26 protein-coding genes are annotated in these 20972 nt (G+C 64.5%); 7 read left to right on the plus strand and 19 right to left on the minus strand.

Annotation, left to right across the window (positions count from 1 at the left end):
- Nucleotides 1-12: 12 nt before the first annotated feature.
- Genes FK527_RS08815 through FK527_RS08900 form a run of 18 tightly spaced genes read right to left on the minus strand, consistent with a single transcriptional unit; the run spans nt 13 to nt 17938 of the window.
- Nucleotides 13-333 carry a hypothetical protein gene (locus tag FK527_RS08815; protein ID WP_246072608.1) on the minus strand — a complete coding sequence of 107 codons (321 nt, stop codon included), beginning with the start codon at nt 331-333 and terminating at the stop codon, nt 13-15.
- On the minus strand, nt 330-941 hold the full coding sequence (locus FK527_RS08820; protein ID WP_144728548.1) for a DUF4376 domain-containing protein: 612 nt from the start codon (nt 939-941) through the stop codon (nt 330-332). Before FK527_RS08820 ends, FK527_RS08815 begins: the two co-directional genes overlap by 4 nt.
- Nucleotides 942-952: 11 nt before the next feature.
- The gene (locus FK527_RS08825) at nt 953-2986 is read right to left on the minus strand and encodes a beta propeller repeat protein (protein WP_144728546.1); all 2034 of its coding nucleotides are present in this window, start codon (nt 2984-2986) and stop codon (nt 953-955) included.
- An 11-nt stretch (nt 2987-2997) separates the two neighbouring features.
- Nucleotides 2998-3285 (minus strand): hypothetical protein, encoded by a 288-nt coding sequence (locus FK527_RS08830; protein ID WP_144728544.1) that lies wholly within the window; start codon nt 3283-3285, stop codon nt 2998-3000.
- Nucleotides 3286-3297: 12 nt separating this feature from the next.
- Nucleotides 3298-6459, minus strand: a complete 3162-nt coding sequence (locus tag FK527_RS08835) for a DUF4815 domain-containing protein (RefSeq protein WP_144728542.1) — start codon at nt 6457-6459, stop codon at nt 3298-3300.
- Between the two features lie 15 nt (nt 6460-6474).
- Nucleotides 6475-7167, minus strand: a complete 693-nt coding sequence (locus FK527_RS08840) for a hypothetical protein (RefSeq protein WP_144728540.1) — start codon at nt 7165-7167, stop codon at nt 6475-6477.
- Between the two features lie 33 nt (nt 7168-7200).
- A complete protein-coding gene (locus FK527_RS08845; RefSeq protein WP_144728539.1) occupies nt 7201-8775 on the minus strand; it encodes a phage tail protein in 1575 nt (524 codons plus the stop codon).
- A gap of 42 nt (nt 8776-8817) precedes the next feature.
- Nucleotides 8818-9660 carry a baseplate assembly protein gene (locus tag FK527_RS08850; RefSeq protein WP_144728537.1) on the minus strand — a complete coding sequence of 281 codons (843 nt, stop codon included), beginning with the start codon at nt 9658-9660 and terminating at the stop codon, nt 8818-8820.
- Nucleotides 9661-9996, minus strand: coding sequence for a GPW/gp25 family protein (locus FK527_RS08855; RefSeq protein WP_144728535.1), 336 nt, complete (start codon nt 9994-9996; stop codon nt 9661-9663).
- A 55-nt stretch (nt 9997-10051) separates the two neighbouring features.
- Nucleotides 10052-10714, minus strand: coding sequence for a phage baseplate assembly protein V (locus FK527_RS08860; RefSeq protein WP_144728533.1), 663 nt, complete (start codon nt 10712-10714; stop codon nt 10052-10054).
- On the minus strand, nt 10711-11265 hold the full coding sequence (locus FK527_RS08865; protein ID WP_144728531.1) for a hypothetical protein: 555 nt from the start codon (nt 11263-11265) through the stop codon (nt 10711-10713). The genes FK527_RS08860 and FK527_RS08865 overlap by 4 nt, the downstream gene beginning before the upstream one ends.
- Complete coding sequence (locus FK527_RS08870; RefSeq protein ID WP_144728529.1) at nt 11237-11590, minus strand: head-tail joining protein; 354 nt, start codon at nt 11588-11590, stop codon at nt 11237-11239. The genes FK527_RS08865 and FK527_RS08870 overlap by 29 nt, the downstream gene beginning before the upstream one ends.
- Before the next feature lie 16 nt (nt 11591-11606).
- Nucleotides 11607-12635, minus strand: a complete 1029-nt coding sequence (locus tag FK527_RS08875; protein WP_144728527.1) for a major capsid protein — start codon at nt 12633-12635, stop codon at nt 11607-11609.
- Nucleotides 12636-12658: 23 nt separating this feature from the next.
- Nucleotides 12659-13063 (minus strand): head decoration protein, encoded by a 405-nt coding sequence (locus FK527_RS08880; protein ID WP_144728525.1) that lies wholly within the window; start codon nt 13061-13063, stop codon nt 12659-12661.
- Nucleotides 13060-14376, minus strand: a complete 1317-nt coding sequence (locus FK527_RS08885) for a S49 family peptidase (protein WP_144728523.1) — start codon at nt 14374-14376, stop codon at nt 13060-13062. Before FK527_RS08885 ends, FK527_RS08880 begins: the two co-directional genes overlap by 4 nt.
- Nucleotides 14377-14385: 9 nt before the next feature.
- Entirely contained in the window at nt 14386-15828 is a 1443-nt protein-coding gene (locus FK527_RS08890; protein WP_222116111.1) for a phage portal protein, read from the minus strand.
- Nucleotides 15828-16040 (minus strand): phage head-tail joining protein, encoded by a 213-nt coding sequence (locus FK527_RS08895; RefSeq protein ID WP_144728519.1) that lies wholly within the window; start codon nt 16038-16040, stop codon nt 15828-15830. The genes FK527_RS08890 and FK527_RS08895 overlap by 1 nt, the downstream gene beginning before the upstream one ends.
- Nucleotides 16041-16075: 35 nt before the next feature.
- Nucleotides 16076-17938, minus strand: coding sequence for a phage terminase large subunit family protein (locus FK527_RS08900; RefSeq protein ID WP_222116110.1), 1863 nt, complete (start codon nt 17936-17938; stop codon nt 16076-16078).
- A gap of 101 nt (nt 17939-18039) precedes the next feature.
- On the opposite strand from FK527_RS08900, the gene FK527_RS08905 reads away from it, so the two are divergent.
- The 7 genes from FK527_RS08905 to FK527_RS08935 all read left to right on the plus strand — a co-directional run bounded on the left by FK527_RS08905 (nt 18040) and on the right by FK527_RS08935 (nt 20744).
- Nucleotides 18040-18279 carry a DUF6900 domain-containing protein gene (locus FK527_RS08905; RefSeq protein WP_144728517.1) on the plus strand — a complete coding sequence of 80 codons (240 nt, stop codon included), beginning with the start codon at nt 18040-18042 and terminating at the stop codon, nt 18277-18279.
- 29 nt (nt 18280-18308) lie between these two features.
- Entirely contained in the window at nt 18309-18908 is a 600-nt protein-coding gene (locus tag FK527_RS08910; RefSeq protein ID WP_144728515.1) for a DUF3489 domain-containing protein, read from the plus strand.
- Nucleotides 18905-19102 carry a hypothetical protein gene (locus tag FK527_RS08915; RefSeq protein WP_144728513.1) on the plus strand — a complete coding sequence of 66 codons (198 nt, stop codon included), beginning with the start codon at nt 18905-18907 and terminating at the stop codon, nt 19100-19102. The genes FK527_RS08910 and FK527_RS08915 overlap by 4 nt, the downstream gene beginning before the upstream one ends.
- Before the next feature lie 67 nt (nt 19103-19169).
- A complete protein-coding gene (locus FK527_RS08920; RefSeq protein WP_144728511.1) occupies nt 19170-19655 on the plus strand; it encodes a hypothetical protein in 486 nt (161 codons plus the stop codon).
- A 90-nt stretch (nt 19656-19745) separates the two neighbouring features.
- Nucleotides 19746-20015, plus strand: a complete 270-nt coding sequence (locus FK527_RS08925) for a hypothetical protein (protein WP_144728509.1) — start codon at nt 19746-19748, stop codon at nt 20013-20015.
- A 104-nt stretch (nt 20016-20119) separates the two neighbouring features.
- Nucleotides 20120-20488: a hypothetical protein gene (locus FK527_RS08930; protein ID WP_144728507.1), complete on the plus strand. Its 369-nt coding sequence runs from the start codon at nt 20120-20122 to the stop codon at nt 20486-20488.
- A gap of 10 nt (nt 20489-20498) precedes the next feature.
- Nucleotides 20499-20744: a hypothetical protein gene (locus tag FK527_RS08935; RefSeq protein ID WP_144728505.1), complete on the plus strand. Its 246-nt coding sequence runs from the start codon at nt 20499-20501 to the stop codon at nt 20742-20744.
- Here FK527_RS08935 and FK527_RS08940 read toward each other — a convergent pair.
- Nucleotides 20681-20938 (minus strand): DUF7220 family protein, encoded by a 258-nt coding sequence (locus FK527_RS08940; RefSeq protein WP_222116109.1) that lies wholly within the window; start codon nt 20936-20938, stop codon nt 20681-20683. The two genes, FK527_RS08935 and FK527_RS08940, sit on opposite strands and share 64 nt — an antisense overlap.
- Between the last annotated feature and the right edge of the window lie 34 nt (nt 20939-20972).

Here is a 20972-nt window from a genome sequence, read left to right on the forward strand (position 1 = left end):
AGTGCGACAGGCTCAAGCGATGGGTTTGCCCTCGTCCGGCTCAATGGCCTTTTCGCAGTGGTTCGGATCGAGTCGGTCGAGCAACCGACACAGCACACAGGCCCAGCGCTTGCCTTCGCGCGCGGCCTTGCCAGCACGGCTACTGAGCGTCTCATCCTCGTGTCCGCCGAAGGCCGCGTTGGCCAGCTGATCGTGGGCGACCGCCAGGGTCCAGGCTCGTCGGCTCCCAGCCAGGGCGGCAATCAGCATCCACAGGGAAGCGATCACAGCGGCGATCTGGCACAACAGCCAGATGGTCAGCAGCGCGAGGCGTTGTCGGATTGAAGTGGTCACGGCGCCCCCTCCGGCCAGCCTTGGCTGAGGTCGTAGTCGGCGATATCCTCGCCCGCCGTTTGCATCGCCTTGATCGCGTCCTTGTGCGCCCAGGCAGCGGCGTAATGCGCCGACACCCACTGCATCACCGCGAGACCAAACTGCACGGCCTCGACGCCGGTGAGCGTGTGGGTCACATCCTCGGCATCCCGAAATGACACAGTGTCGGTGCTGCCCGCCGCCACCAATGCCGTGCCCGCCGTGGCCACAGCATTGATGTTCACTCTGTCGCGCTCGTGGCGCAGTTGCACGGTACCGGTCGTGCCATCGGCAAAGGTGTGCGGCTTGCCTCGAGCGATCCGGGCATCGCGCTCGGCATCGATGGCAGCGAGCCGCTCGCGCAGCTGGTCGGCCTGCTGGAGCGTTTCGCGGGCAGACTGCGCGGCCTTCTCCTCGCTACTTGGCACCAGCGTCCAGCCGCTGCCATGCTCTCCATCCCACTTGGCGGCCTTGCCGCGTGGAATCTTGGGCGGTGCGGTAAAGGTCCAACCCGCCGGTGCCGGCTGACCCGGCGCGATCTCGGCGGTCTCGCCCAAAAAACCCTGGTCGATCTGGTAAATCGTTCGCATCGTTTGTCTCCTTACTGGGCGCGCACGTAGTAGCGGTAGCCGCCCCGGCTGCTGCCGTCGGTGCTGAAGAGCCAGCCGGTCTGGTTGCCGTAGGCGCCGACCGCACCGAACTCGCCGGTACTGGTCGGCAGCCGAAACTCGGTGGCGAGGTTGTAGCTGTAGAGACTCGCGCCACTGGCCACATTGACGTAGTAACTGCTCGACTGCTGGGTGAAGTGCAGCCAGCGGCCGCCCGAGAGCGGCAGCAGCCAGTAGCCGTAGATCGAAGCACCATAGTTCGAGAAGTAGTTGTTGGCGTAAAGGCGCCCACTTACCAGATCGAACAGCGCAAAGTCGAAGTAGTAGCTGTTGTTGCTCGACTCAGCGATCAGCCAGACGAAGCGGTCTCCGGTGTAATTGAAGCGCCGCAGCACGATGCTGGCGCTCCAGCGCGACGGTCGGCTGTTGCGCTTGAAGCTCACGAAGTCCCGGGTCTGCACCAAGGTCAGGGTGTTGAGCCCGGAATAGAAGCCGAAGCAGCCCGTACTCGGATGCACCCACATCCGGGCGAGCGTGCCCGTGGCCCCGAGGATCTGGCTGGCGGTGGCCACCTGTTCCCAACTGTTGAAGTCCACCGTGCGGAACACGGCATTGGCACTGGCGGCGTAGTAAAAGCCCGCCACGAAGTGAATGCTGCCGGCGATCAGGGTGTGACCGCTGGGCTGATTGACCCAGCTCAGGGTGCCGTCCTCAGCGATCAGCAGCAGCTGATTGCCGTAGTGGAGGATGCCGATGCCGTTCTCCACATAGGAGGGCTGGCCGGTGTCCTGGCGATTGAAGCTGCCGTTCGAGCGCAGCAGCAGCGCGTGATCGCCCCAGTTGCTGGTGCCCTCCCACGCCTTGCTCCAGGTCGCGCCGGCATCCGTGGTGCGATAGAGCGCATTCCAACTGCTGCCGTTGTCCACCAGCAGATAGAGGCTGCTGCCGACCCGCAGGGCGCCTCGAGCTTGGGTGATGCGCGTATCGAGGGTGACGGTGAGATTGACCTCACGGGTGATCGCCGTCGCGCCGTCTTGCACATACTTGAACAGGATCTGGGCCGCCGCAGACTTCTTGTCGATGAAGCCCACCCCTTGGGGCAGGCCCACCACGATGCTGGCCCAGGTCACCTCGAACTGATCACCGCCACCGTTGACGAAACCTGTCCAGGCCCCAAAGGTCGCGGCCGTGGTGAACTGGCAGCGCACCACGGCCGGGCTGGGAGTAGAGTCGTAATTGACCCAGCCCACAGTACGGCCTGAATCCGAGATCGCCGGCCAGTAGGGACCGCCGTAGCCCAGCGCGCCGATCTGGGCATTGGCCCAGTTCTGGCCCCCGTTGTTGGAATACTGAATACCGTTCGAGCCGGAACGCACGATCACCGCCCGTTCGCCGTTGACGGCCGTTGCACGGTTGCTGCCATAGCCGGGCGATTCGCCGGAGAGCACCGTATTGCCAATCGACGGCGTTGGCAGATTGTTGGGCGCCTGCCCCAGCACCTCGGCAAGTTCCGGGTAGTCCGCGATCAGGACCGTGCCGCCCTCGGCGGGCAGGTAGCGGCTGGTGTCCATATTGGGATGGATCAGCGCGATGCTGCCAATGGGGATCTCGCCGGGAAAGCGCCAGGCGCCATCCCCGCGCAGGAAGCGCCGGTCTTCGCCCGCCTGCGGGGCCGGCACCATCCCGAGCGAGCCCATCGCAGACGGTGTTGCGCCACCGAAAGCCGCGTAGCGCTGCACCTCCTGACTGAGCTCGCTGAACTTGAGATCGCCTTGCTGGCTGACCCGATCCACTTGGGCATCACCGGTGGCGATGACCTCGGCGGATTTGAGATTGGCGGTGGCGACGAGCTCAGCCTTTTGCAGCTGGCCGGTGTCGATCACATCGAACACCGTAGCTTGGCCGCCGACCGCCTCGACGGCCTTGGCCAGCATCACGATGTCCTCGGGCGTGGCAGTGGGCGCCAGGGTGTCGATGCGGGTCTGAATTGCATCGATCTGGGCCTGAAGTTGCGTTGAAATGGGCATGGAGAGTCCTCTCAAAGATCGAGATTGAGGAGTTGGTTCAACTGCAGGCGCCGGATTCGGCGCAGCACGTCGGTGCTGACTTCATCGAGCGCATCGGCCACGGCCGTGGTGGTGGCCGTCAGTGCCGCATTGACCTCGCTTCGCGTCTGCGCCATAGCCGTCTGCACCTCGCTGCGTTGCTCACCGAAGCCGGCATCAACCGTCACCAAGGCCTCGCGCAAGCGCAGCACATCGTCCGAGAGCAAGTGATCGGGGTGTGGCAGCGGCAGATTCAGTACCGGAGTACGCTCAAGATCCATCGCTCACCTCCATCAGGTCACGATCACACGCAGGCGGCGCACAAAGGGCCGGTGCTGCGCAGTTCCTGCCAGCGCCAGCTTCACGCGGGTGGTCCGATCTGCACCCACGCCGACAAGACTGGTGGCCTTGTAGGTGCGCTCGACCCAGCCGTTGCCCACTTCCACGCCCTTGTCCAGCGCCAGATCCGTAAAACTGCCTGGCGTGCCCGATTCAGCCTGGACCGTAACGCTGGACGTGCCGGGGGTGAGCGCATCGAAGGTGACCGCCACGTTGAAGGTGGCGGCAGCGGGAACGGCGCGTGACAGGTAGTCCCCTGCGGCTTCGAGCGTGCCGAACACCAGCTGGGTGCCCGGGTAGAGGATCGGACTGGCCGTCTCCGAACCCGTGAGCTTGACCGACACCGCCAGGTTGCCGGAGAGCTTCTCGCTCAAGGCCAGCCCCTGGTCTTCCGACAAGGTGTAAGTGCGCCCTTGCGCATCGGTCGCCAGGAACTGCACGTCGGTACCTGCCGCAGGGCGTTCAACGCCGGCAAGTGCCATCACGTCCGACAGATTGGTCACCGTGTACTGACCCAGCGAGACCGTCTTGCTCGTTTGCGAAAACCGGCAGCCCAGCAGCCGAAACGTCAGGTCCTGCGTCTGGTGCGGCGTCCAGGTGATACCGTTGGAGGACGAGAGCAGCACCCCGATCTGGTAGGGCTGCGCCGTGACCCAGCCGGTGCGCGGGTCGTACTTGCCGAGCTCAGCCACCGACACAGCGTGGTTGGCATCGTCGGTGAGCACCACGATGGCGTACTCGCGGTTGGCGTCGAGTGCCACCGGATCTAGGGTTATCCGGGTCGGGTTGCCATCGGTCTTGATGTCCGAGGCATTGAGCCGGCCTTCGGTCAGCACCGTGGTGGTCGGGAGGCCAACTTGGGTTTCACGGATCTGCACGATGACGGGTGCCGATCCCCCCTTGGTGGTGAACCACAGCTCCAAGCCACCGATGACGCGGCGCTCGGGCAGCGTGAAGGTCTGCGCCAGCGGGTCCCAGCGGCGTACCACGGTGGTCAGGATTCGGCGACGGGTCTCCGTCACGATCTGACCTCGCCCGACGTAGGTGGCGGAGCCATAACTGCCACCCGCCCCGAGGAACTCCACCAGCTTGGCGCCAGCCGGGATGGCCTGCGGGATCTGGAAGCTGCCCGTGAGCAGACCGGCGGCATTGGCTGCCGTACCGGCTGGCTGGCTGATCCCGATGCCATCGAAACGCAGTTGTGCCAACGCTTCGCTGGGACCGAACCCTTCCACCCGATAGGCGACGTTGAGGCTGCGCAGGAATTGCGCTTCCTCACTCGAGGAGGCCAGCACCTGCTCCGAACGACGCGTCTCCACCACCTGTTCAAGCACACCGCTGCCGGTGATCAGACGCTCCGTCACGTCCGAGGCCCAGGTGGTGTTGGTCACCGTGAACTGGTCGACGCCCGGGTTCAAGGTGACCCGGGCCGGCACCGGTTCAAAGGCCTGGTAGGGGTTGATCTTCATCGCACCCGTGCGAGCCAACTGCTCGATCACCGGGGTCAGGGTGTAGTCGAGCGTGATGAGGGCGTTGCCGTTGTCCTTGGCGTGCTGCGCCGAAGCCGTGATCGGCAGCGTCAGGACACCCGCCACCACCGCGCCGGTCTGCGCAACACCCTGATCGCGCAGATCGTCATCCAGAAAATTGTCGACGAACAGTCCTTTTTTGGCGGCTGGCTCACGGATATTGGCATCCATGCGCAGTCGTTCGAGGGCCATCAGATCGTAGAGATCGGCAATCTGGCGCTGCATCGCGGTCAGTTCCGAGACCTTGATGGTGCGAATCGCCACGTTACGCACAACCGGCTCCGAACCACTGCGCCAGTCGTAGGCGATCTCGGCCAGGGCCAGGCGCGAGGCGGGCACCGTGGGCGCGACGGGGTTCCTCACCTGGCTGATGCCCTTGATGCGTTCGACCTGACCATCGGCAGTCAAGGCCAGGACATCGACGCGTGGCAGCTTCCACTGGTAGTCGGTGTACATCGTGGAACCCTGCACCACGCCCGTGACCTTGAAGCCGGTGTCGGTCAGGTGGGTTGGGGTGATGCTGGCGATGTACTGGTAGGTGACCTGGTAGCTCGATCCGGGTGCCGGCTCGGCACCCCCCGGGCTCCAGTCGATCTCATCGCCCACCACCTTGTAGTCGGTGCCTTGCGCATAGGTGGTCGTGCCTTGTTTGATGGTGAGCACGGCCACCACCGTGGGCTCGGTCAGCACATCTCGGCTGCCAGTGAAGGCGCCATGGACCACCGTCTCGGTCTTCTGCTGGGTGACCTTGATGTCAATCACCTGGGCGAGCGGCGGACGGTTGATCGTGACGATCATCGAACCATCGCCCGAGTCATTGAAGACCTGTGGCTCGGAGGACACGCGCTGCAGATCCGGATCGATGGGTAACCGCAGGCGTTGCGATTGGCTGCGCTCGACTTTGAAACCGTCGATGTTGGCGCGGCCCTCGGCGACCGAGAAGATGTGCTCTTGGGCATCGGTATCGATACTGAGGAATCGGACGCCCAGCCCTTCGGTCACGTAGTGGCCGTTGGCGTCATAGTCGTAGCGCGCCAGACTCGCAATCACGCCATCGAGCACGGGCGGCTGGCGGCGGTTCTCCAGGATGCCGTTGTCCAGGGCGTAGACAGCGTGGAAGTCACCGGGCTGACCGTCACTGGTGCCTGCACCTTCCCAGCCCCAGGCGAGGGTCTCCTGCAATCGCCCGGCTCCGGGCTCCTGGTAGTTGCGCACGCCGACGGCCGGCTCGCGCAGGTTGGGGTCTTCGAGTTCGGTGACGGTGCGGGTGGTGAAGCGCACGCCGACGGCCACACGCCCATCCGTGGGAATGGTGAATGTGGCGGCAGGCACTTCGCGCACGGCGCCACGCAAATAGACGCGACCAGCTTCCAGGGTCACCAGGCCCGTTTCCGCATCGATCTGCAGATTGGCGCCGCTGACGATGTCGCCGTCCTTCAATAAGGCATCGGCCACGCCCTGCAGGCGCTGGATCAGGGTGGTCTGGATCTCGTTGAGTTCTCGGGACTGCAGGCCATCGCCGGCACGAAACAGCAGCTGGGTGTAGTGCTTGGCCGGGTCAAAAAGGTTGTAGTAACGCTCGATCATGGAAGGCCTCGCGGATTAGAAAGTGACGACGAACTCGAAGGTCTCGCGCGTCGAGGGCTGGCGCACGATGGGCACCGAGTTCTGCAGCACGAGGAGGATTCCGGGGTCCGTGATCTGGGCCGGAATGAAGAACTTCTGTCCGATGGGCAATTCGGGATCGGTCTGGGTGCCGACGAAGAGACCCTGCTCGCGCACCACGCTGGTGGCGGCGTCCTCGAAGTCAAAGCGCACCCGGATGAACAAGTGATTGGTGGGCTCGGTCACCAGCCGGTAGCGACCGGTCGGCACCACGATCTCGCCCTCTGGGTCAGCGGCGACGAAATGCACCTCATCGACCACCCGGCGGCCGACCTCGCGCAACAGCGCCTTCTGGCCAATCGGCTCGGGCGGGTGCTCGATCTTGAAGTGGACGGTGACGTCGCCGCCCTCGGCAATCGCGCTGCCGGGCAGGCGCCGGATCACACCATCGCGGGCATGGGCGCTGTAGTCCACATCCAGCAGGTACTCAGTCTGGTCATCGAGCGAGGTGACGCGGATATCGGCCAGGTGTGTAAAGCCCAGCTCGATCACACCCGCCTCGTCAAAAGGTGTGCTGATCGCCTTAGTGGTGTCCCACAGCGGGTCGCCTTCGCCCAAGGCGAGGTGCAGGGTTTGTTGTTTGATCGCGGCGGCAAGGGCCGCGCGACCGCTGGCAGTCAGGATGGCCATCGGGTGCTCCAGAAATGAATGGGTTCAGAAGAATCAGGACTGCGTGCTGTGGCGGCTTCCGATCAGCTCGCGGGTGTCGATCCAGGTTGAAATCGGCCAGCGCACGCCAGTCCAGGTCTGGCCTTGCCAGGCGGCGCGTGTACTGAGTACGGGCACGCGTGCGGGAGAAACTTGTGAAGCGGTGCTGCCATCTGCGCTGCGGGTCAGCAGGCGCAACAGGCTCGGGCGGGCATCGTCAAAGACATAAGGCGTAGCTTGCGTGAAGCCAGAGATGCAAATTTGCATCTCTGTGAGCGCGCGCCATTCGATCTCAGCGGCCTCGCCCAAGATGAGGTCACCCAGTCGGGCAACAGGCCGGATGCGATAGAGGGCCCGACGTGGGGTACGGCTGTTCACATCGCCCAGCGTCACCTCGCAGAGCACCACTTGCGCCCGTTGGTACAGACGTGGATGCAAACTCGCAGGGTCGGGAAGCGGATCGTGGATCAGGCCATAGGTGCGCGTGAGGGCCAGCACATCCCAAGCACCGCGTGGATCACCCAGATGCAGCACACCCAGCAAGGCATCGGCGCGCGCGCTCACCCGCGCGGCGGTGGTCGGGATACGCCCAGGGATGACGGTGGCAACCGGGACCGCCAGCGCCGTCGGATGCTGGGCATAAAAGCGCTCCAACAGCTCGACGGGTGTCAGCCGATGTGGCGTGGCAGACAAGCGGTCACCGCTGCCCAGTGCTATCGGTGCGCCCGTCTCCTGCCAGACAAACCTCGGCAGGTTGGCGTTGATGTCGCCCAGGGGCGTGCTGTCGGACAGCACCACCATCGCTCGGCAAAACCTGCGCTCAGGCACCACCCCAACCGGATCAGGCACGCCCAGCGCATTGGCCAGCGTGAACAGATGCGAGTGTAGGATCTCCTCATTGGGCGTGTGCCCAGCATCGCCCAGGGCCGAGAAGTCGAGCAAATACCGGTCGATCAACCTCGCCACGGCAAAGCGCACGGCCTCACGGTTCGGCGCGATCTGTTGTCCGGATGCCAGCGCGTGCTGTGCGAAACCTCGCCCAAACGACAGCTTGGTCTGCCCATCCTTCCAAAACACGCCACTGTGATCCGACAGAAGCACCTCGCCCAGCCGACTCTCATCCAACACGACGCGACGCAGGTCATGGCCGTGATAGAGGCGTGACAGGCGAGACCGGACCGGTGCCGACAGGCGAGCAATGGCGATCAGGTTGGAAATCGCCCTGTCGCTGTCGAGCACTTGTCCCGGATCGAGTTGAAACTCGGCGAAGTGAACACCGGGCGGTTCCTGCTCGACCGTGGCACGCATCCCGATCCAGGACAAGGCGGTCGCCAGTGCGGCCGGTGTGCCACGCAGTCGCTGCCAGAGGATGCCCTCGGCAATCGCCTGCCTCGGCTCGGGCAGGTAAGGGAGCAACTCGCCGAGGCCATACTCCCAGATCAGCCAGGGCAGCAGCGGGTCCGACGGATCGGTCTTGAACTGGCGGATGGCATCTGCCGACAGTGCCAGCCTGGACAGCGGATCGGTCGCCAGGGATAGTGCCTGCTCCAGCGGCGTGGCATTGGCGGGCAGCAGATGGTCAGCAGTCATGTGCCCTCCAACGCAGGGGGAGAAATGGGAAGGCGCGAAGCGCTATCGATCCCGCCCCGCAAATTCCAGATTCAGATGGATCAGCCGCACCGCCTGGTTGGCGTTGGCGCGAATGTCGGTGCTCGGCGCGAGCAATTCGACCTTGTGCACGCCGGGACGCTGCAGCTCGCCGATCACCCAGGAGGGCGTTAGATCCCAGCCCAGACCCGACTGCGCAGCCAACGCTTCCTTGAATCGTGCCTCGATGGCGTCGAAGGCGGCCATCGGTGTGTCGGGATAGAGCCAGATCCGGGCGACCACCGTGACGGGAATGAGTTCGGCAGGCACCACCTCGACGGTGTCGGTGAGCACCCGGATGTCGTCGCGCAGCACCACGGCGCGCACGGCATCGAGCACCGCATCCGGAACGGTGTCTGCTTCACCCTTGGCGAGCACGCTGATGCGCACACGCCCGGGTTCCGGGCTATCGACCTCGACATCGGCCACCTCGGGGGATGCCGAGAGCGCCCAGTAGCGGTAGTGCGCGGCCCCGCCGGCGTTGGCAAAGCCGATGATCCGTTGACGGGTGCGCACGCGTAGACCCTCGTCGGACTCATCCATCAAGCGCGTCACACCGTAGAAAGCCGCCAGGTGGTCGAGGTCGCTGCTGGTGGCGAAGGCCAAGAGGGAGGCTTTGGCAGCGGCGTTGATACGGTTTCTGAGGAGCACTTCCCGGTAAGCTGCGACCTCCATGAGCTTGACGGCCGGGTCCGAGGCCAAGAGGGCCGAGTAGTCCGGGTAGCGGGATTGAAACTCGGTCTGCAGTTCCGTGAAGATCGTCTCGAAGGACAGAGGCTCGATCACTGCCGGGGTTGGCAAACTCTCCAGATCGCTGAGCGTGGTCATTCACACCTCCACTGCGGTGAGCACGGTGGCCTTGCCATCGGGCAGATAGATGCCTTCCAGATCGAGCACGACTTGCCCGACTTCTGCCCTGGCGATGCGAACGCGGGTGAGCTTGAATCTCGGTTCCCAGCGCGCCAGCGCCTCGGCAGTTGCTGAATACAGATCCATGGCGAGCCTCGAGGTCATGGGGTTGTCGACCAAGGCGGGCAGGCGAGAGCCATAGTCACGGCGCATCACACGGGTGCCGATGCGGGTGGTCAGGATGTCGCGGATGCTTTGACGCAGATGGTCGATGCCCGAGAGGGCTTGGCCGGTGTGGGCGTTGATTCCATTCATCGCAAAGCCCCATCTCATCCAGATAAATGCGCAAATTTGCGCAATTGCGTCACTCTCAATGCGAGTGGTGATTCGAATTGCCGCCTGCATCCAGGATGGAGCCAGAGGCCGAGACGTTGCCGTTGACCTGAATATCCCCTTCGATACTCGCGCCCGCACCGCCTCCACCTTTGCCGACCAATCCCTTGAGATAGGTGAATAGCTTTTTAACCAGCACGGTGCCGGTGAAGGTGCTCTCAGGGGCATCGACCAGAAACTTGGGCGTGGCGAGCGTCGTGCCGTCATCGCGCAGTTCCAAGATAGTGGAACCGATCTCCATGACGATCTTGCCGCCCGCTGGCACGGCCAAGCGCCAGTGGTGCAGTGCCCGGTCGTACTCCATCAGCGCTCCGTCCAAGAACCGCGTGCGCGAGATATCTGCTGAATCGGCCGGAGCAGGATGGTCAGCCCGGTAGATCGAGCCGACCACCACCGCCTGGTTGAGATCGCCACCAGGGGCAACGAGCAGCACCTGCTCCCCTGGCTCCGGCGGATGCCAGGTCCGATCCTGACCAGCACGCACCGTCGCAAAGGGCATCCAACCCGTGGTGATGGGACCGGCCTGCACCCGCACGCGGGCACGGGCGGTGTCGAGCGCCACCACCTGGCCCATCAGGGCCACATTGCTGATGCGCCGCTCGGCCTCGGTCATGTCCTGGTGCAGGTTGCGCTCGCTCATGAACTCGGCTCCCGGTAGTGGGTGCCGACCGGCTGATAGCTGTGCTCATGGCTCACGCCAATCTCCGGCACCCAACTCACCAGCACTTGCAGGGGCAGCACCCCGTCATCGATCACGGGCTTGGTCCAGTAGCTGACCTCGAACGACAGGCGAACGGCCAGCACCGGCGTATCGCCTTCTCCACCCTGGTCCACCTCGGTGCGGGTGAGGCGCGTACCTTCCACCAGCAGGCCCAGGGTCTCGTCGACATCGAGGATGGCTTCCACCGCTTGCGCCAGGACATCGGCCTCTTCGGCGGCGGCGTCGCCACTGGCGATGATCTCGACCGACAGCTCCAGCTTGCGATAACGCAGGCCCGGATCGGCATTGGGCTGATCCTCAATGCGTTCGTCCCGCGTGTAGATCAGGACGGCCGGCAACTTGCCGGCAAACAGCGGGGTGCTGCGATGGATGCTGATGCGCGCGGCGGTGATGCGCGGGTCAATGGCCGGCAACTGCGCGACGAGCCGTTCCTTGACCACCTCACGAATCAGGGTGCGTGGATGCTTCATGGCCGCCCCCTTTGTGCAGCATCAATTTGAGGAAGCCGTGCCCATCGGGTCGCACCTCGACGATCAGGTAGAGCGCACCTTGGACCGTCACCGCATCGCCCTCAGTGGGCGTGGCGGGCAGATCTGACTGCCGCACCTCCAGCACGGGCTGCACGCTGGACACCGACACGCCCGTGCTGGCATCCACCTCCTGGTGCATCGCGGTAAACACGCCCCGGCCCGCCAAGGCCTGGGGTTGTCCTTCGATGTGAAACACCACCGGCTCACCAAAGGTGGTGAGCACGATGGCGGACATAGCTTGGGTCAAGTCACCGAATACGGTCATCGCCTCCCCCTCCCGCTTACCAGCCATTGCTCGAATGCAGCCGCACCGTCAGGGCCGGTCGCTTCACAATCGGCAGCGGGTTGGACTGGGTGTAGATGTCGACGCCCGTGCCATTCGGACGAGCCAACTGATGGGCGTAGAGCTCCTGGCCATAGGTGCCGACGGCTTCCATCAGGTTCGCCGGGGCGAAGTAGGTGCGGAAGGTATCCAGCGTGCCCAGCGGGAACGCCACACCTTCGCGCGGCGGAATCAGGCGCACGGATGTACCGTTGGCCAGCGTCACCGTACCGAAATACTCCTCGAACAGGATGGAGCCGAAACGAAAGCCCCGGCGCACATCGTCGCGCAACGGATTGGTACCGGCCGTGCCCTGGTAGAAGGTGTAGGCCTCCTTGACGGTCTTGTGCTTGACCAGGGCATCGAAGAACTCGGGGCTGACCAGGGCGTGAATGGTGGTCATCATCTCGCCCTTCAAGTTCTCCTCGATGTGGCGGGCGACCTGGGTGCAGTGGATGACCATGTCTTCGGTGCCACCGAACACAAAATCCACCTCGGGTTTCTGGATGTCGAACTCGTCGTGCCAGTCGTAGAGGGTGTTGCCGCCCCCGTCCTTGGTAATGCCCAGCAGCGCATTGACGCGCATGTACTCGAGCGTCTGCGCGTGTTTCGCACGCATCCGGGCGAGCTTGCGGGTCATTACGGTCACCAGCGGGTCTTCACCGGCCGCCAGACCCAGGCCACGGATGCCCTGGATTTCCTCGGGCAGCACCACGTCGTTGTGCGGGATGTGCGGCACGGCAAAGGAGCGTACCGAGCGCTTGTCGGTGGTGCCCACCGTCGCAGGCGCCCCGGGCGCAACAGCCGGCAACAGACGCAGCTCACCCTCGATGGACTCGATGGTGACGTTGCGCTGCGAGATGGGCTCAGGAGCGAACAGCCCCAGCTGGCCGACCCGGCCATAGGGGTTGGGCAGCATCTGGATGGCGGCCGACATCTCGGCCAGCGTGAAGCCGCCGGCGTCGAACGGATTGACGATCACGGTCATATCAAGACTCCTGGGAAGTGAGATCAAGCGACCGGACGCACGACGATGCCGTGGGCAGCCAGTTGCTGGTGTTTGAGGGATTGGGCAGCGGCGTCGGTGACCGAGGCATCGAAGGCCAGCGCACGGTCGGCAACGATGACTTGGCCGCGTGCGAGTACGACGGCTTGGATGTCGGTGTCAGAAGCAGGCACAGCGTGCAGCAGCACGGCGCAGGCAATCTCGGCACCCTCGATGCCCGTGGTCGATGCCGCTGGTGAAAACGCATACACGCCCGTGGCGGTAATGCGGCCGAGTACGGCGCCCAGGGGATAGGCGGTTCCGGCTTTCAGAGTAACGGTCTCGCGGGTGTAGTCCGGGTCGGACTCGCGCTTGATCAGGTCACCCAGCGTCGACGGGGCAATCAAAGGTGTGCTCACGGGTTGGCTCATTTCTGACCTCCATAGGCTTGAGCCGCTTTGACCAAGGGGCTGTCTGCGACGGATTGGGGTTTGGTGTGGGGTGGCTGCGGGGCCTCAGCGACGATGTCTTGCGCGACATCGCGCTCGGCCGCCTGCTTCAGCACCGACTGGCGCAGCGCATCCGGGGTGACGCCACGGGCCAGGGCCTGGGCCGGATCGACCGTCACGCCGAGGCGTTTGGCCTGGGCGGCGATCTCAGTGAGCTCTGCGAGCTGGCGGCGTAGACGCTGCTCAACTTGGGCGGTGATGGCCGCTTCGTCGAGCGGCGGCGGGGTTTGCGGTGACTGCGCCGGGGTCGGGGCGGTGTTCTCTTGGGCGTCGTCCATCGGCGTGACGGGGTTGTGATCATTCATGGAGATCTCCTTCGGGGATGGTTGGGATCGAGGGGGTGTGCGCGCCGCTGAAAGAACGGCGGCTTTGTTGCGCAGGCTGCGGCTGGCACTCATGGCCAGCTGGCGTTGCAGAGCCGTGATTGCTTCGGCGCGGGTGCCGATCTGATCGGCCAGGCCCTTCTGGATGGCAGCCTCACCGCGATAGACGCGGGCCTCGGTGTCACGGATGGCCTCGGGTGGCAGGCGGCGGAATCCGGCAACCAAGCTGATGAACTGCGTGTGCAGCTGCTCGATGTCGGCCTGGATGTCGGCAGCGACCGGTGCTGGCAGCGGCGCGTGCGGATGGCCATCGACCTTGTGGGCACCAGCATGCAGGAAGGTGTAGGTCATCCCGGCTTTGGCATCGGCCACTGACTCATCGACGTGCACCGCCACCACCCCGATGGAACCCACCTCGGCGGTGCGGGTGAGCCAGAGGCGGTCAGCGGCACAGGCAATGGCATAGGCTGCCGACAACGCCGCTTCATCGGCCATGGCCCAGAGGGGTTTGGCGGAGGCCTGTGCCAGTTGCCGCAATCGCTGCGCCAGATCGAACACGCCACCCGCCTCGCCACCGCTGGAGTCGACCTCCAGCAGCACAGCCTTCACCGTCGGGTCGGCAAAAGCCGCTTCGGCCATGGCCTCGATGTCGTGGTAGCTGGTGAGGCCACTGGCGGCACCAATATAGGAAGAGCGACGCACCAGGGTGCCCAGGACCGGGAGTATGGCGATGCCTTCCACAATCTGGAGGCCACCGTTTATGCCCGCATCGGCCGTGGCTGGCGGTGGCGTGTCAAAGGTGTCGCCCGCGAGCTTTCTGGCCACCACCCCGAGGATCACTTCGAGCTTGGGGCGCGCAATGAGCAGTGGCGTCCCGTACAGGCGGGACGCCAGGTAAGGCAAATCGGTCATGGAAAGTCCTCAGTTCGAGGGGGCTGGCGGTGGCGTCTGCAAAGGAGTCGCTGCAGGCTCACGCCCAAAAGAGAGCCCCAGGCTGTCCTCCCGTCGGTGGTCCCCGGCGATCTCGGCGTCAACCATCGCCGCGTCAAACCCGCGTTCGGCAATCGCCTGGGTGCGTGACTTGAGCCCAGCCTCGATGGCGTTGATCTCGGCGCGGATGTCCTTCAGGGGATCGACCCAGTCCCAGCGGGGCGGCAGCCAGCTGCAGTCCAGGTAGTCAGCTCGGCGTTGTTCGTAGTCCGGGAGATCCAGGGCACCCGAGAGCACCGCTGTGTCTATCCAGCACCCCCACACAGCCCGGCACAGCTGAAACACCAGCACCGAATGCTGGAAGGCTTCGATGCGTCGGCGGAACTCCAGCAGCGCTGCCCGGGTGTTGGAGTAGTTGGCCTTCAACATATCAGCCGACAGATTCGCGTAGGGCAAGCCCAAGGCAGCGGCGACCTGCAAGAGCGTGCGGTACTGGAAGCTCTCGTAGTTGCCACCGACATCGGCTGGCGTCGAGAAGGTGATGTCCTCGCCGTCGTCCAGGATCTGGAGTTGGCCGGGCTCGAGTGGCAGCAGCGGCTCGCCCCGGTCATCGGTTTCGCCACCGTTGTCGAAGTCGCGCTCGGGCCGGCGCACGAAGCCGACGAACATCGCCGCGACCTTCTTGCGGTCGAGCTCGGCGTCGTCGTACTGGTCGAGCAGAAACAGCTTCACCAATGCTGGCGAGAAGCGCGAGACGCCGCGCAACTGCCCGGCGTCGACCGGATCAACGATGTGCAGCACCGACTCGGCAGGCACGCGCACGGTTTCCCCGGCCAGCCCCGGATCGGTGATATCGCCCGGATGGCGGCGCAGAAAGTGGTAAGCGACACGCCGACCGATGCGGTCGAACTCGATGCCCTGCCGGATGCGGTGGCCGTTGTCGAGTGCCTGGTTGTGATTCAAGGGCAGCATCTCGGCCGGCAGCATCTGCAACTGAAGCGGTACGGACAAACCATCCTCGGGCCTGCGTGGTCGGATGCGGAAGAACACTTCGCCGGCGATGAAGAGTTCACGCGCGGCGCGGCGCTGCTGACCATAAAAGTCGGTCAGCCCTTCGGCATCCGACTCGTCGGTCCAGCGCAGCCACAGGCGCTGCACCCGATCCTTGAGCACCGCATCGGCAATGCCCGAGGACGGTTTGATGCCAGTGCCTACCGCATTGCCGGCCCAGGACTCAACCGCATTGGCGGCGTAGCCGTTGTTGCGGATCAGATACCGGGCACGCGCGGTCATGTCGGCGCCGGCGGCCTGGATCAGGGTGTTGACGTGGGCACGGCTGGCGGCAAAGGTCTTGAGGCGTCGCGCAGACAGTCCGCCCTCGAAGCCGCCGATCATCGCGCCGACCTTGCGGCGCAGGTTCTGGAGTGCCTTCATCACAATCCCTTCCCTGCGTAAGTGCGGATGCGCCGGGCGCGCGGGCGGCCTTCCTGCTGGGCAATCTCACGGTCAAGGTCATGCAAGGCCGACTGCAGTTCGGCATCGGACTTGTAGGTCACCCACTTGTCGCCAGCCTTCACGGTGAGCACACCATTGAAGCGGGCGGCCTGCAGGGCTTCGCGCTGGGCCTTGAGTTGGTCGAGGGTCATGGACAGCACTCCCGGCCAGCGGGAGGCTGGCGGTATCAGAGGTAGTTGGAGGAAATGGCCATGCGCCGACGACGCGGACTGGCGGTCATCGGCGCAGTCACGGGTGTGGCGTTGCTGGCAGGTTTGCGATTGACGGGCACCGGCGGTAACGCCTCGACCCGCTTGTTCAGGTTCAGCCCCATCGACAGCAGGCCATGCAGCGCGGCGTAGGCGTACACACGACAGTCCAGCGCTTCATTGCGTCGGCCATCCGGTTTCCACCAGAAGCGTTGCGGGAAGCCCTTCACATAGCGGGTGCGAATCCGCTCGGCAGTCAGCTGCTCGAAATACTGCGCATCCCGATCCAGCGGGAAATGCATCGTCCCGGCCCCGGCATCTGACTTCTTCAGCCGGGCATAGATCGCCTCCTTGGCCGCATCCACACCGACGGTGAACAGATTGACCTTGCCCTTGTTGGCCTTGCTAGGGCGCTTGGGCCAGATGGGGCGTTTGCCGGAGCCTCCCTTGATCGCCCAGATGCGTTTCCTCTCCCGGCCCTTGCAGAAGGCATAGGCGGCGAGCGTGTGGTGGCCACCGGTGTCGAGACACGCGGCTTCGATGGTCAGGCCGTTGGCCAGGGTCTCGTGCTCGAAGCGGTTACCGAGGTAGGCATCGAGCTGCGCCCAGGTGTCCGGCGCGGACGGATCACCCCACAGCACCTTGTAGTCGATGGACCAGGACTCCTCGTCCCGGCCCCAACCGACCACTTCCAGTTCCAGCCGGTCGTCCTGGACGTCGATGCCGCAGGTCAGCAGTGCCACCTCCGCAGGGATGGCTGGCCCGTAGGCTTCTCGACGTTCCATCAGGCCTTCGGCATCCAAGGTCTCCCCCTCCCGGTCTTCCCAGGTCTCAGCCAGTTTGGTGTTCACCCAGACCTTGAGCCGCACCGGATCGTCCTTGGCAGCGTGGTGCTCCTGGGCGATCTCACCCCACGTCAGCCACGGGCTGTAGAGGCTCGACAGATGAAACCCCACCGTCTTGCCATCGCCTTCTGCTTTTGCCGTCCAGCGGCCATTGGCCAGCAGTGCCGGTTTGCGGTACTCGGGGTGAATCCCTTCGCACTGCGGGCAGTGCCAGGCAGCTTCGGCCATCTTGTCCTTGGGCCAACGGATGTCACGCCATTGGATCTGGCTGTGCGCCCCGCAGTGATCGCAAGGCACTTCGAACACCCGCTGATCTGACTCCAGATAGGCCGCCTCGATGCGCGAGAAGCCTTTGAGCGTCGGGGTCGAGCAGAGATAGACCTTGCGATTGACGAAGGTGGCGGCGCGCTGCACGGCGAGCGCCACCGGATCGCCCTCGCCATCGGCATCGCCTGGGTAACCATCCACCTCATCGAGAAACAGGTAGCGCACCGGCATCGAGCGCAGGCCCACGGCCGAGTTGGCGCCGGTCATGATCAGTACGCCACCGGGAAACTCCTTCATCAGCTGGGTATTGCCGGAATCCCGGCTTCTTGGGTCTTTGACCCGACTGGCCAGTTCGGGGCTGGCCTCGATCAGGGCATCCACGCGTTGCTTGGAGACGCGCTTGGCGCCTTCCACCGTGGGCTGCACCAGCAGCATCGGCCCGGGCGCGTGGTGGATGACGTAGCCGACCCAGTTGAGGCCGCACTCGGTCTTGCCCACCTGTCCGCCGGCCATGAATACGACCCGTTCGAATCGTGAGGTGGCCGACAAGCTCGCCATGACCTCGGCCAGGTACGGCGTGCGGCTGGTCGACCAGCGCCCCGGCTCGGCAGAGGCCACCGACGAGAGCATCCGGTGGCGGTTGGCCCAGTCATCGACGGTGAGGACAGGGTCGGGGGCCAGGCCCCGTTTCCAGGCGGATTCGACCGCCGATTCAGCAGTGTCGAACACAAGCCACTCCGATGCGAAATAGATAGGCCGAACGCTTGGCTTTCTGCTTGAACAGCGCGTTCATACAGACACAGCAGCAACACACGCCAAGGAGAACCACAATGCGAAAAACTGCCAACAAGACCGCCCAGCAACTGGACCAGCTGCTCGCCCGGATCGCCCTGGACCATCTCTTCATCGAGACCCTGGAAACCCGCAACAGCGACCGCCTGGACTTCCACGACGTCAGCGTCTGGGCCGTCCAAAGCGCCCTGATGGCGGCCTACCAAGCAGGCCTGGCCGCAGGCCAAAGCACCTCTGCAAAAACCGCTGATCAAGTGAACCAGCAGCAAGCCGCCTGACCCCCACATCACTCACAAGGAGCACGACCATGTCCGCACAAACCACACCGATCACCGAACGCCAACTGGACCTCATCACCCGCGCCCATTGCGATGCCGGTGGCTTGATCGAGCCGCTGCTGACCCTCAAGGGCGGCGCCAAACTCAAGATGATCGCCAGCCTCGCGCAGCGCGGGCTGATCGAGCAGATGGATGGCCAGTGGCGCATCACGGGCGCCGCCATCGCCATCATCAAGGGCGAAGCCCAACCGGAGGATGTGCTGCCTGCGGTAAAGGGCGCCGCCACGTCACCCACACCGCTCCCGGCCGACGACCCGGAACTGGAAGCAGCAGTCGCCGCCGCCGAGGCCAGCTGGCAACAGGATCAGCCCGATGCCACCCCAAAGCGCGGCCGCGAGCACAGCAAGCAGGCCCTGGTGATCGAGATGTTGCAACGCCCCGAGGGCGCCACCATCGCGCAGATCTGCGAGGCCACATCGTGGCAACCGCATACGGTGCGAGGCACCTTTGCCGGCGCACTCAAGAAGAAATTGGGCCTGAATATCGTCTCCGAGAAGATCGAAGGCCCCGCCGGCACGCCGGGCGCAGGACAGCGCCTCTACCGCATCGCTGAGGAAGCCACCGCGTGAGCACGCAGCCCAACGCCCCGATCCCGGCAGACCTGTTGCCAGCGTTGCTTGAGGCCTGCCGGGAGATCGCCCGGATGAAGCATCCGAGCATCGAGCACCTCCTGCGCCACCGGGGGTTTGGTTTTGAGGCCGACCGCCTCGCCGATCTGGTGCTGGCGATTGAGGCCATCGATGCCGAGCACGATGCAGATTGAGCTTGGCTTCAGTGGAGACAAGCGCATGAATGCTGCTGTCACCCACCGCCAACGAAAGGACCCCACCATGACCACCACCAACCACACACCGATCCGTGCCCGCTTTGCCCGCAAGCCCTACAGCTTGGAGGAAGTGCTGCACAACACCGACCCCAGCGCCCCCTTCGAGCCCATCGAGATCGCGTGGCGCAAGGAACTGACCGAGGCTGAGTACGACGCCTTCGCCAGCACGCTGCTGGAGGATCGGGACTGGCTGGCTGGACTCGGCGGTCACGCGGATGGGCGTCGGCGCGTGGTGGCCGTCAGCGCGCCAGGGCGCACAACCGTGCTTGTCGATCCCTCGGGCAGCAGCTATGGGCGCTACGTTGGCATTGCCGAAACAACATCCACGCCTGCACCTGCCACTGATGACGACCAGGCTGGCGCGATTGGCTGGCTGATCGACAACCGGCGTCCGGAGATATCGCGGGAGCAGGCCATCCGCACCCTGCGCCGAGCGCTGGCGGGTGATCCCGCCGCCTCGCGCATCCTCGACAGACTGGACGAGCAGTGATCGAAAAATGATCGATGAATCGCTTGGCTTCTGTGGCGACCAGCGCGTTCATACAGGTGTCGCAACGATCTACCGAAAGGAGAGCACGCCATGAACACCCCCCGCGAATTTCAGACCCAGCACGCCGAACACCGCGCCCGCGAGGCCCTGGCTCAAGCCCGGTCCACCCTGGAGCGCGCCCTGCGCGAACTGGATCGCTACACCAGCCGCTTCGAGGAAGCCGAGTCGCTGCGCGACAAGGCCGATGTGATGAACTGGACCCTGAACGAACTGGCCTGCAACATCACCCCGAACCTGCGCCTGGACCTGATCGCCAGCGCCCAGGCGGAACTGGTGCGCGCCGACACGATGGCCGAATAAGGGGCTTCGGAGCCAAGCGCAAAAAGATCGAACAGGCGCTTGGCTTCCATCTCGAACAGCGCGTTACTACGGGTGTCGCAACGATCAACCACCAGGAGCCAGAGATGAACACCACCACCCAGATTCCCGCCACCCAGAACGAGTCGTGGGGCTTTTACGGCACGATGAATGAACAGGCCAAAGCCGCCTGGCCACTGGCCATGGCTGCGATCTCGGATGCCACCTGCCAGCCTCTCGAGTCGGTCCGCACCTTCCTCGACAGCCGCCACGGTCGCCACTTTGCCGACGATGTGCAAAACGGTCTCTACTCCGGCGCCACCTTGGCCGACGCGATCAACGCCGCCACGCGGCGTTGGATGAGCTGGACGATTGGCCGCAGCACCAGCAAACAGTACGGCATCCCCAAGGGCCTTCCCTACCTGACGGGCTTCGTGATCCACTGCGAGATCGTCGAAGAGTCCCTGGCGGCGTGAGGAGCACAACGTGGCCGCCATCTCCACCACCCCACAACTCGAAGCCCACTACGACCAGTTCATCGCCGAACTGACGGCACTCACCCGCAAGTACGGCGTTGCTATCCAGTCGGTCGGTGGCGTGATCTTGGCCGACGCGCCCGGAGATTTTCGCGACGTCACGTACCGCGCTGACATCAGCAGCGGCGACCTTTACCCCGAGTTTGCGGACAACTGTTGCACGCGCAGCGCCTCAAAGACCCGGCGCAGCACATAGCTCCTGACCAGCGACACGGCTGTGAAAATCAGCCCAATCAGCAAATTCTCCTGCAGCGTGGCGTACAGACCGAAGATCGGAAACACCAGCCATTGGGTGGCCACCGCCACCCCGTAGCCGACGAGCACATTGGTCACGGCCTCCACCAGCGACATCCAGCGAGACTGCTTCATCCCTGCATCCTGGTTGTTCATTCAGTCCCTATCGGTGGCATCATCGACCCGTCAT

The sequence above is a fragment of the Extensimonas perlucida genome (assembly GCF_007655255.1).
GTDB lineage: Bacteria > Pseudomonadota > Gammaproteobacteria > Burkholderiales > Burkholderiaceae_C > Extensimonas > Extensimonas perlucida.

Excerpts from the sequence above, each read along its gene's own strand:
- FK527_RS08820 (WP_144728548.1), bottom strand. The coding sequence starts at position 941 with ATGCGAACGATTTACCAGATCGACCAGGGTTTTTTGGGCGAGACCGCC.
- FK527_RS08825 (WP_144728546.1), bottom strand. The coding sequence starts at position 2,986 with ATGCCCATTTCAACGCAACTTCAGGCCCAGATCGATGCAATTCAGACC.
- FK527_RS08830 (WP_144728544.1), bottom strand. The coding sequence starts at position 3,285 with ATGGATCTTGAGCGTACTCCGGTACTGAATCTGCCGCTGCCACACCCC.
- FK527_RS08835 (WP_144728542.1), bottom strand. The coding sequence starts at position 6,459 with ATGATCGAGCGTTACTACAACCTTTTTGACCCGGCCAAGCACTACACC.
- FK527_RS08840 (WP_144728540.1), bottom strand. The coding sequence starts at position 7,167 with ATGGCCATCCTGACTGCCAGCGGTCGCGCGGCCCTTGCCGCCGCGATC.
- FK527_RS08845 (WP_144728539.1), bottom strand. The coding sequence starts at position 8,775 with ATGACTGCTGACCATCTGCTGCCCGCCAATGCCACGCCGCTGGAGCAG.
- FK527_RS08850 (WP_144728537.1), bottom strand. The coding sequence starts at position 9,660 with ATGACCACGCTCAGCGATCTGGAGAGTTTGCCAACCCCGGCAGTGATC.
- FK527_RS08855 (WP_144728535.1), bottom strand. The coding sequence starts at position 9,996 with ATGAATGGAATCAACGCCCACACCGGCCAAGCCCTCTCGGGCATCGAC.
- FK527_RS08860 (WP_144728533.1), bottom strand. The coding sequence starts at position 10,714 with ATGAGCGAGCGCAACCTGCACCAGGACATGACCGAGGCCGAGCGGCGC.
- FK527_RS08865 (WP_144728531.1), bottom strand. The coding sequence starts at position 11,265 with ATGAAGCATCCACGCACCCTGATTCGTGAGGTGGTCAAGGAACGGCTC.
- FK527_RS08870 (WP_144728529.1), bottom strand. The coding sequence starts at position 11,590 with ATGACCGTATTCGGTGACTTGACCCAAGCTATGTCCGCCATCGTGCTC.
- FK527_RS08875 (WP_144728527.1), bottom strand. The coding sequence starts at position 12,635 with ATGACCGTGATCGTCAATCCGTTCGACGCCGGCGGCTTCACGCTGGCC.
- FK527_RS08880 (WP_144728525.1), bottom strand. The coding sequence starts at position 13,063 with ATGAGCCAACCCGTGAGCACACCTTTGATTGCCCCGTCGACGCTGGGT.
- FK527_RS08885 (WP_144728523.1), bottom strand. The coding sequence starts at position 14,376 with ATGACCGATTTGCCTTACCTGGCGTCCCGCCTGTACGGGACGCCACTG.
- FK527_RS08890 (WP_222116111.1), bottom strand. The coding sequence starts at position 15,828 with ATGAAGGCACTCCAGAACCTGCGCCGCAAGGTCGGCGCGATGATCGGC.
- FK527_RS08895 (WP_144728519.1), bottom strand. The coding sequence starts at position 16,040 with ATGACCCTCGACCAACTCAAGGCCCAGCGCGAAGCCCTGCAGGCCGCC.
- FK527_RS08905 (WP_144728517.1), top strand. The coding sequence starts at position 18,040 with ATGCGAAAAACTGCCAACAAGACCGCCCAGCAACTGGACCAGCTGCTC.
- FK527_RS08910 (WP_144728515.1), top strand. The coding sequence starts at position 18,309 with ATGTCCGCACAAACCACACCGATCACCGAACGCCAACTGGACCTCATC.
- FK527_RS08920 (WP_144728511.1), top strand. The coding sequence starts at position 19,170 with ATGACCACCACCAACCACACACCGATCCGTGCCCGCTTTGCCCGCAAG.
- FK527_RS08925 (WP_144728509.1), top strand. The coding sequence starts at position 19,746 with ATGAACACCCCCCGCGAATTTCAGACCCAGCACGCCGAACACCGCGCC.
- FK527_RS08930 (WP_144728507.1), top strand. The coding sequence starts at position 20,120 with ATGAACACCACCACCCAGATTCCCGCCACCCAGAACGAGTCGTGGGGC.
- FK527_RS08940 (WP_222116109.1), bottom strand. The coding sequence starts at position 20,938 with ATGAACAACCAGGATGCAGGGATGAAGCAGTCTCGCTGGATGTCGCTG.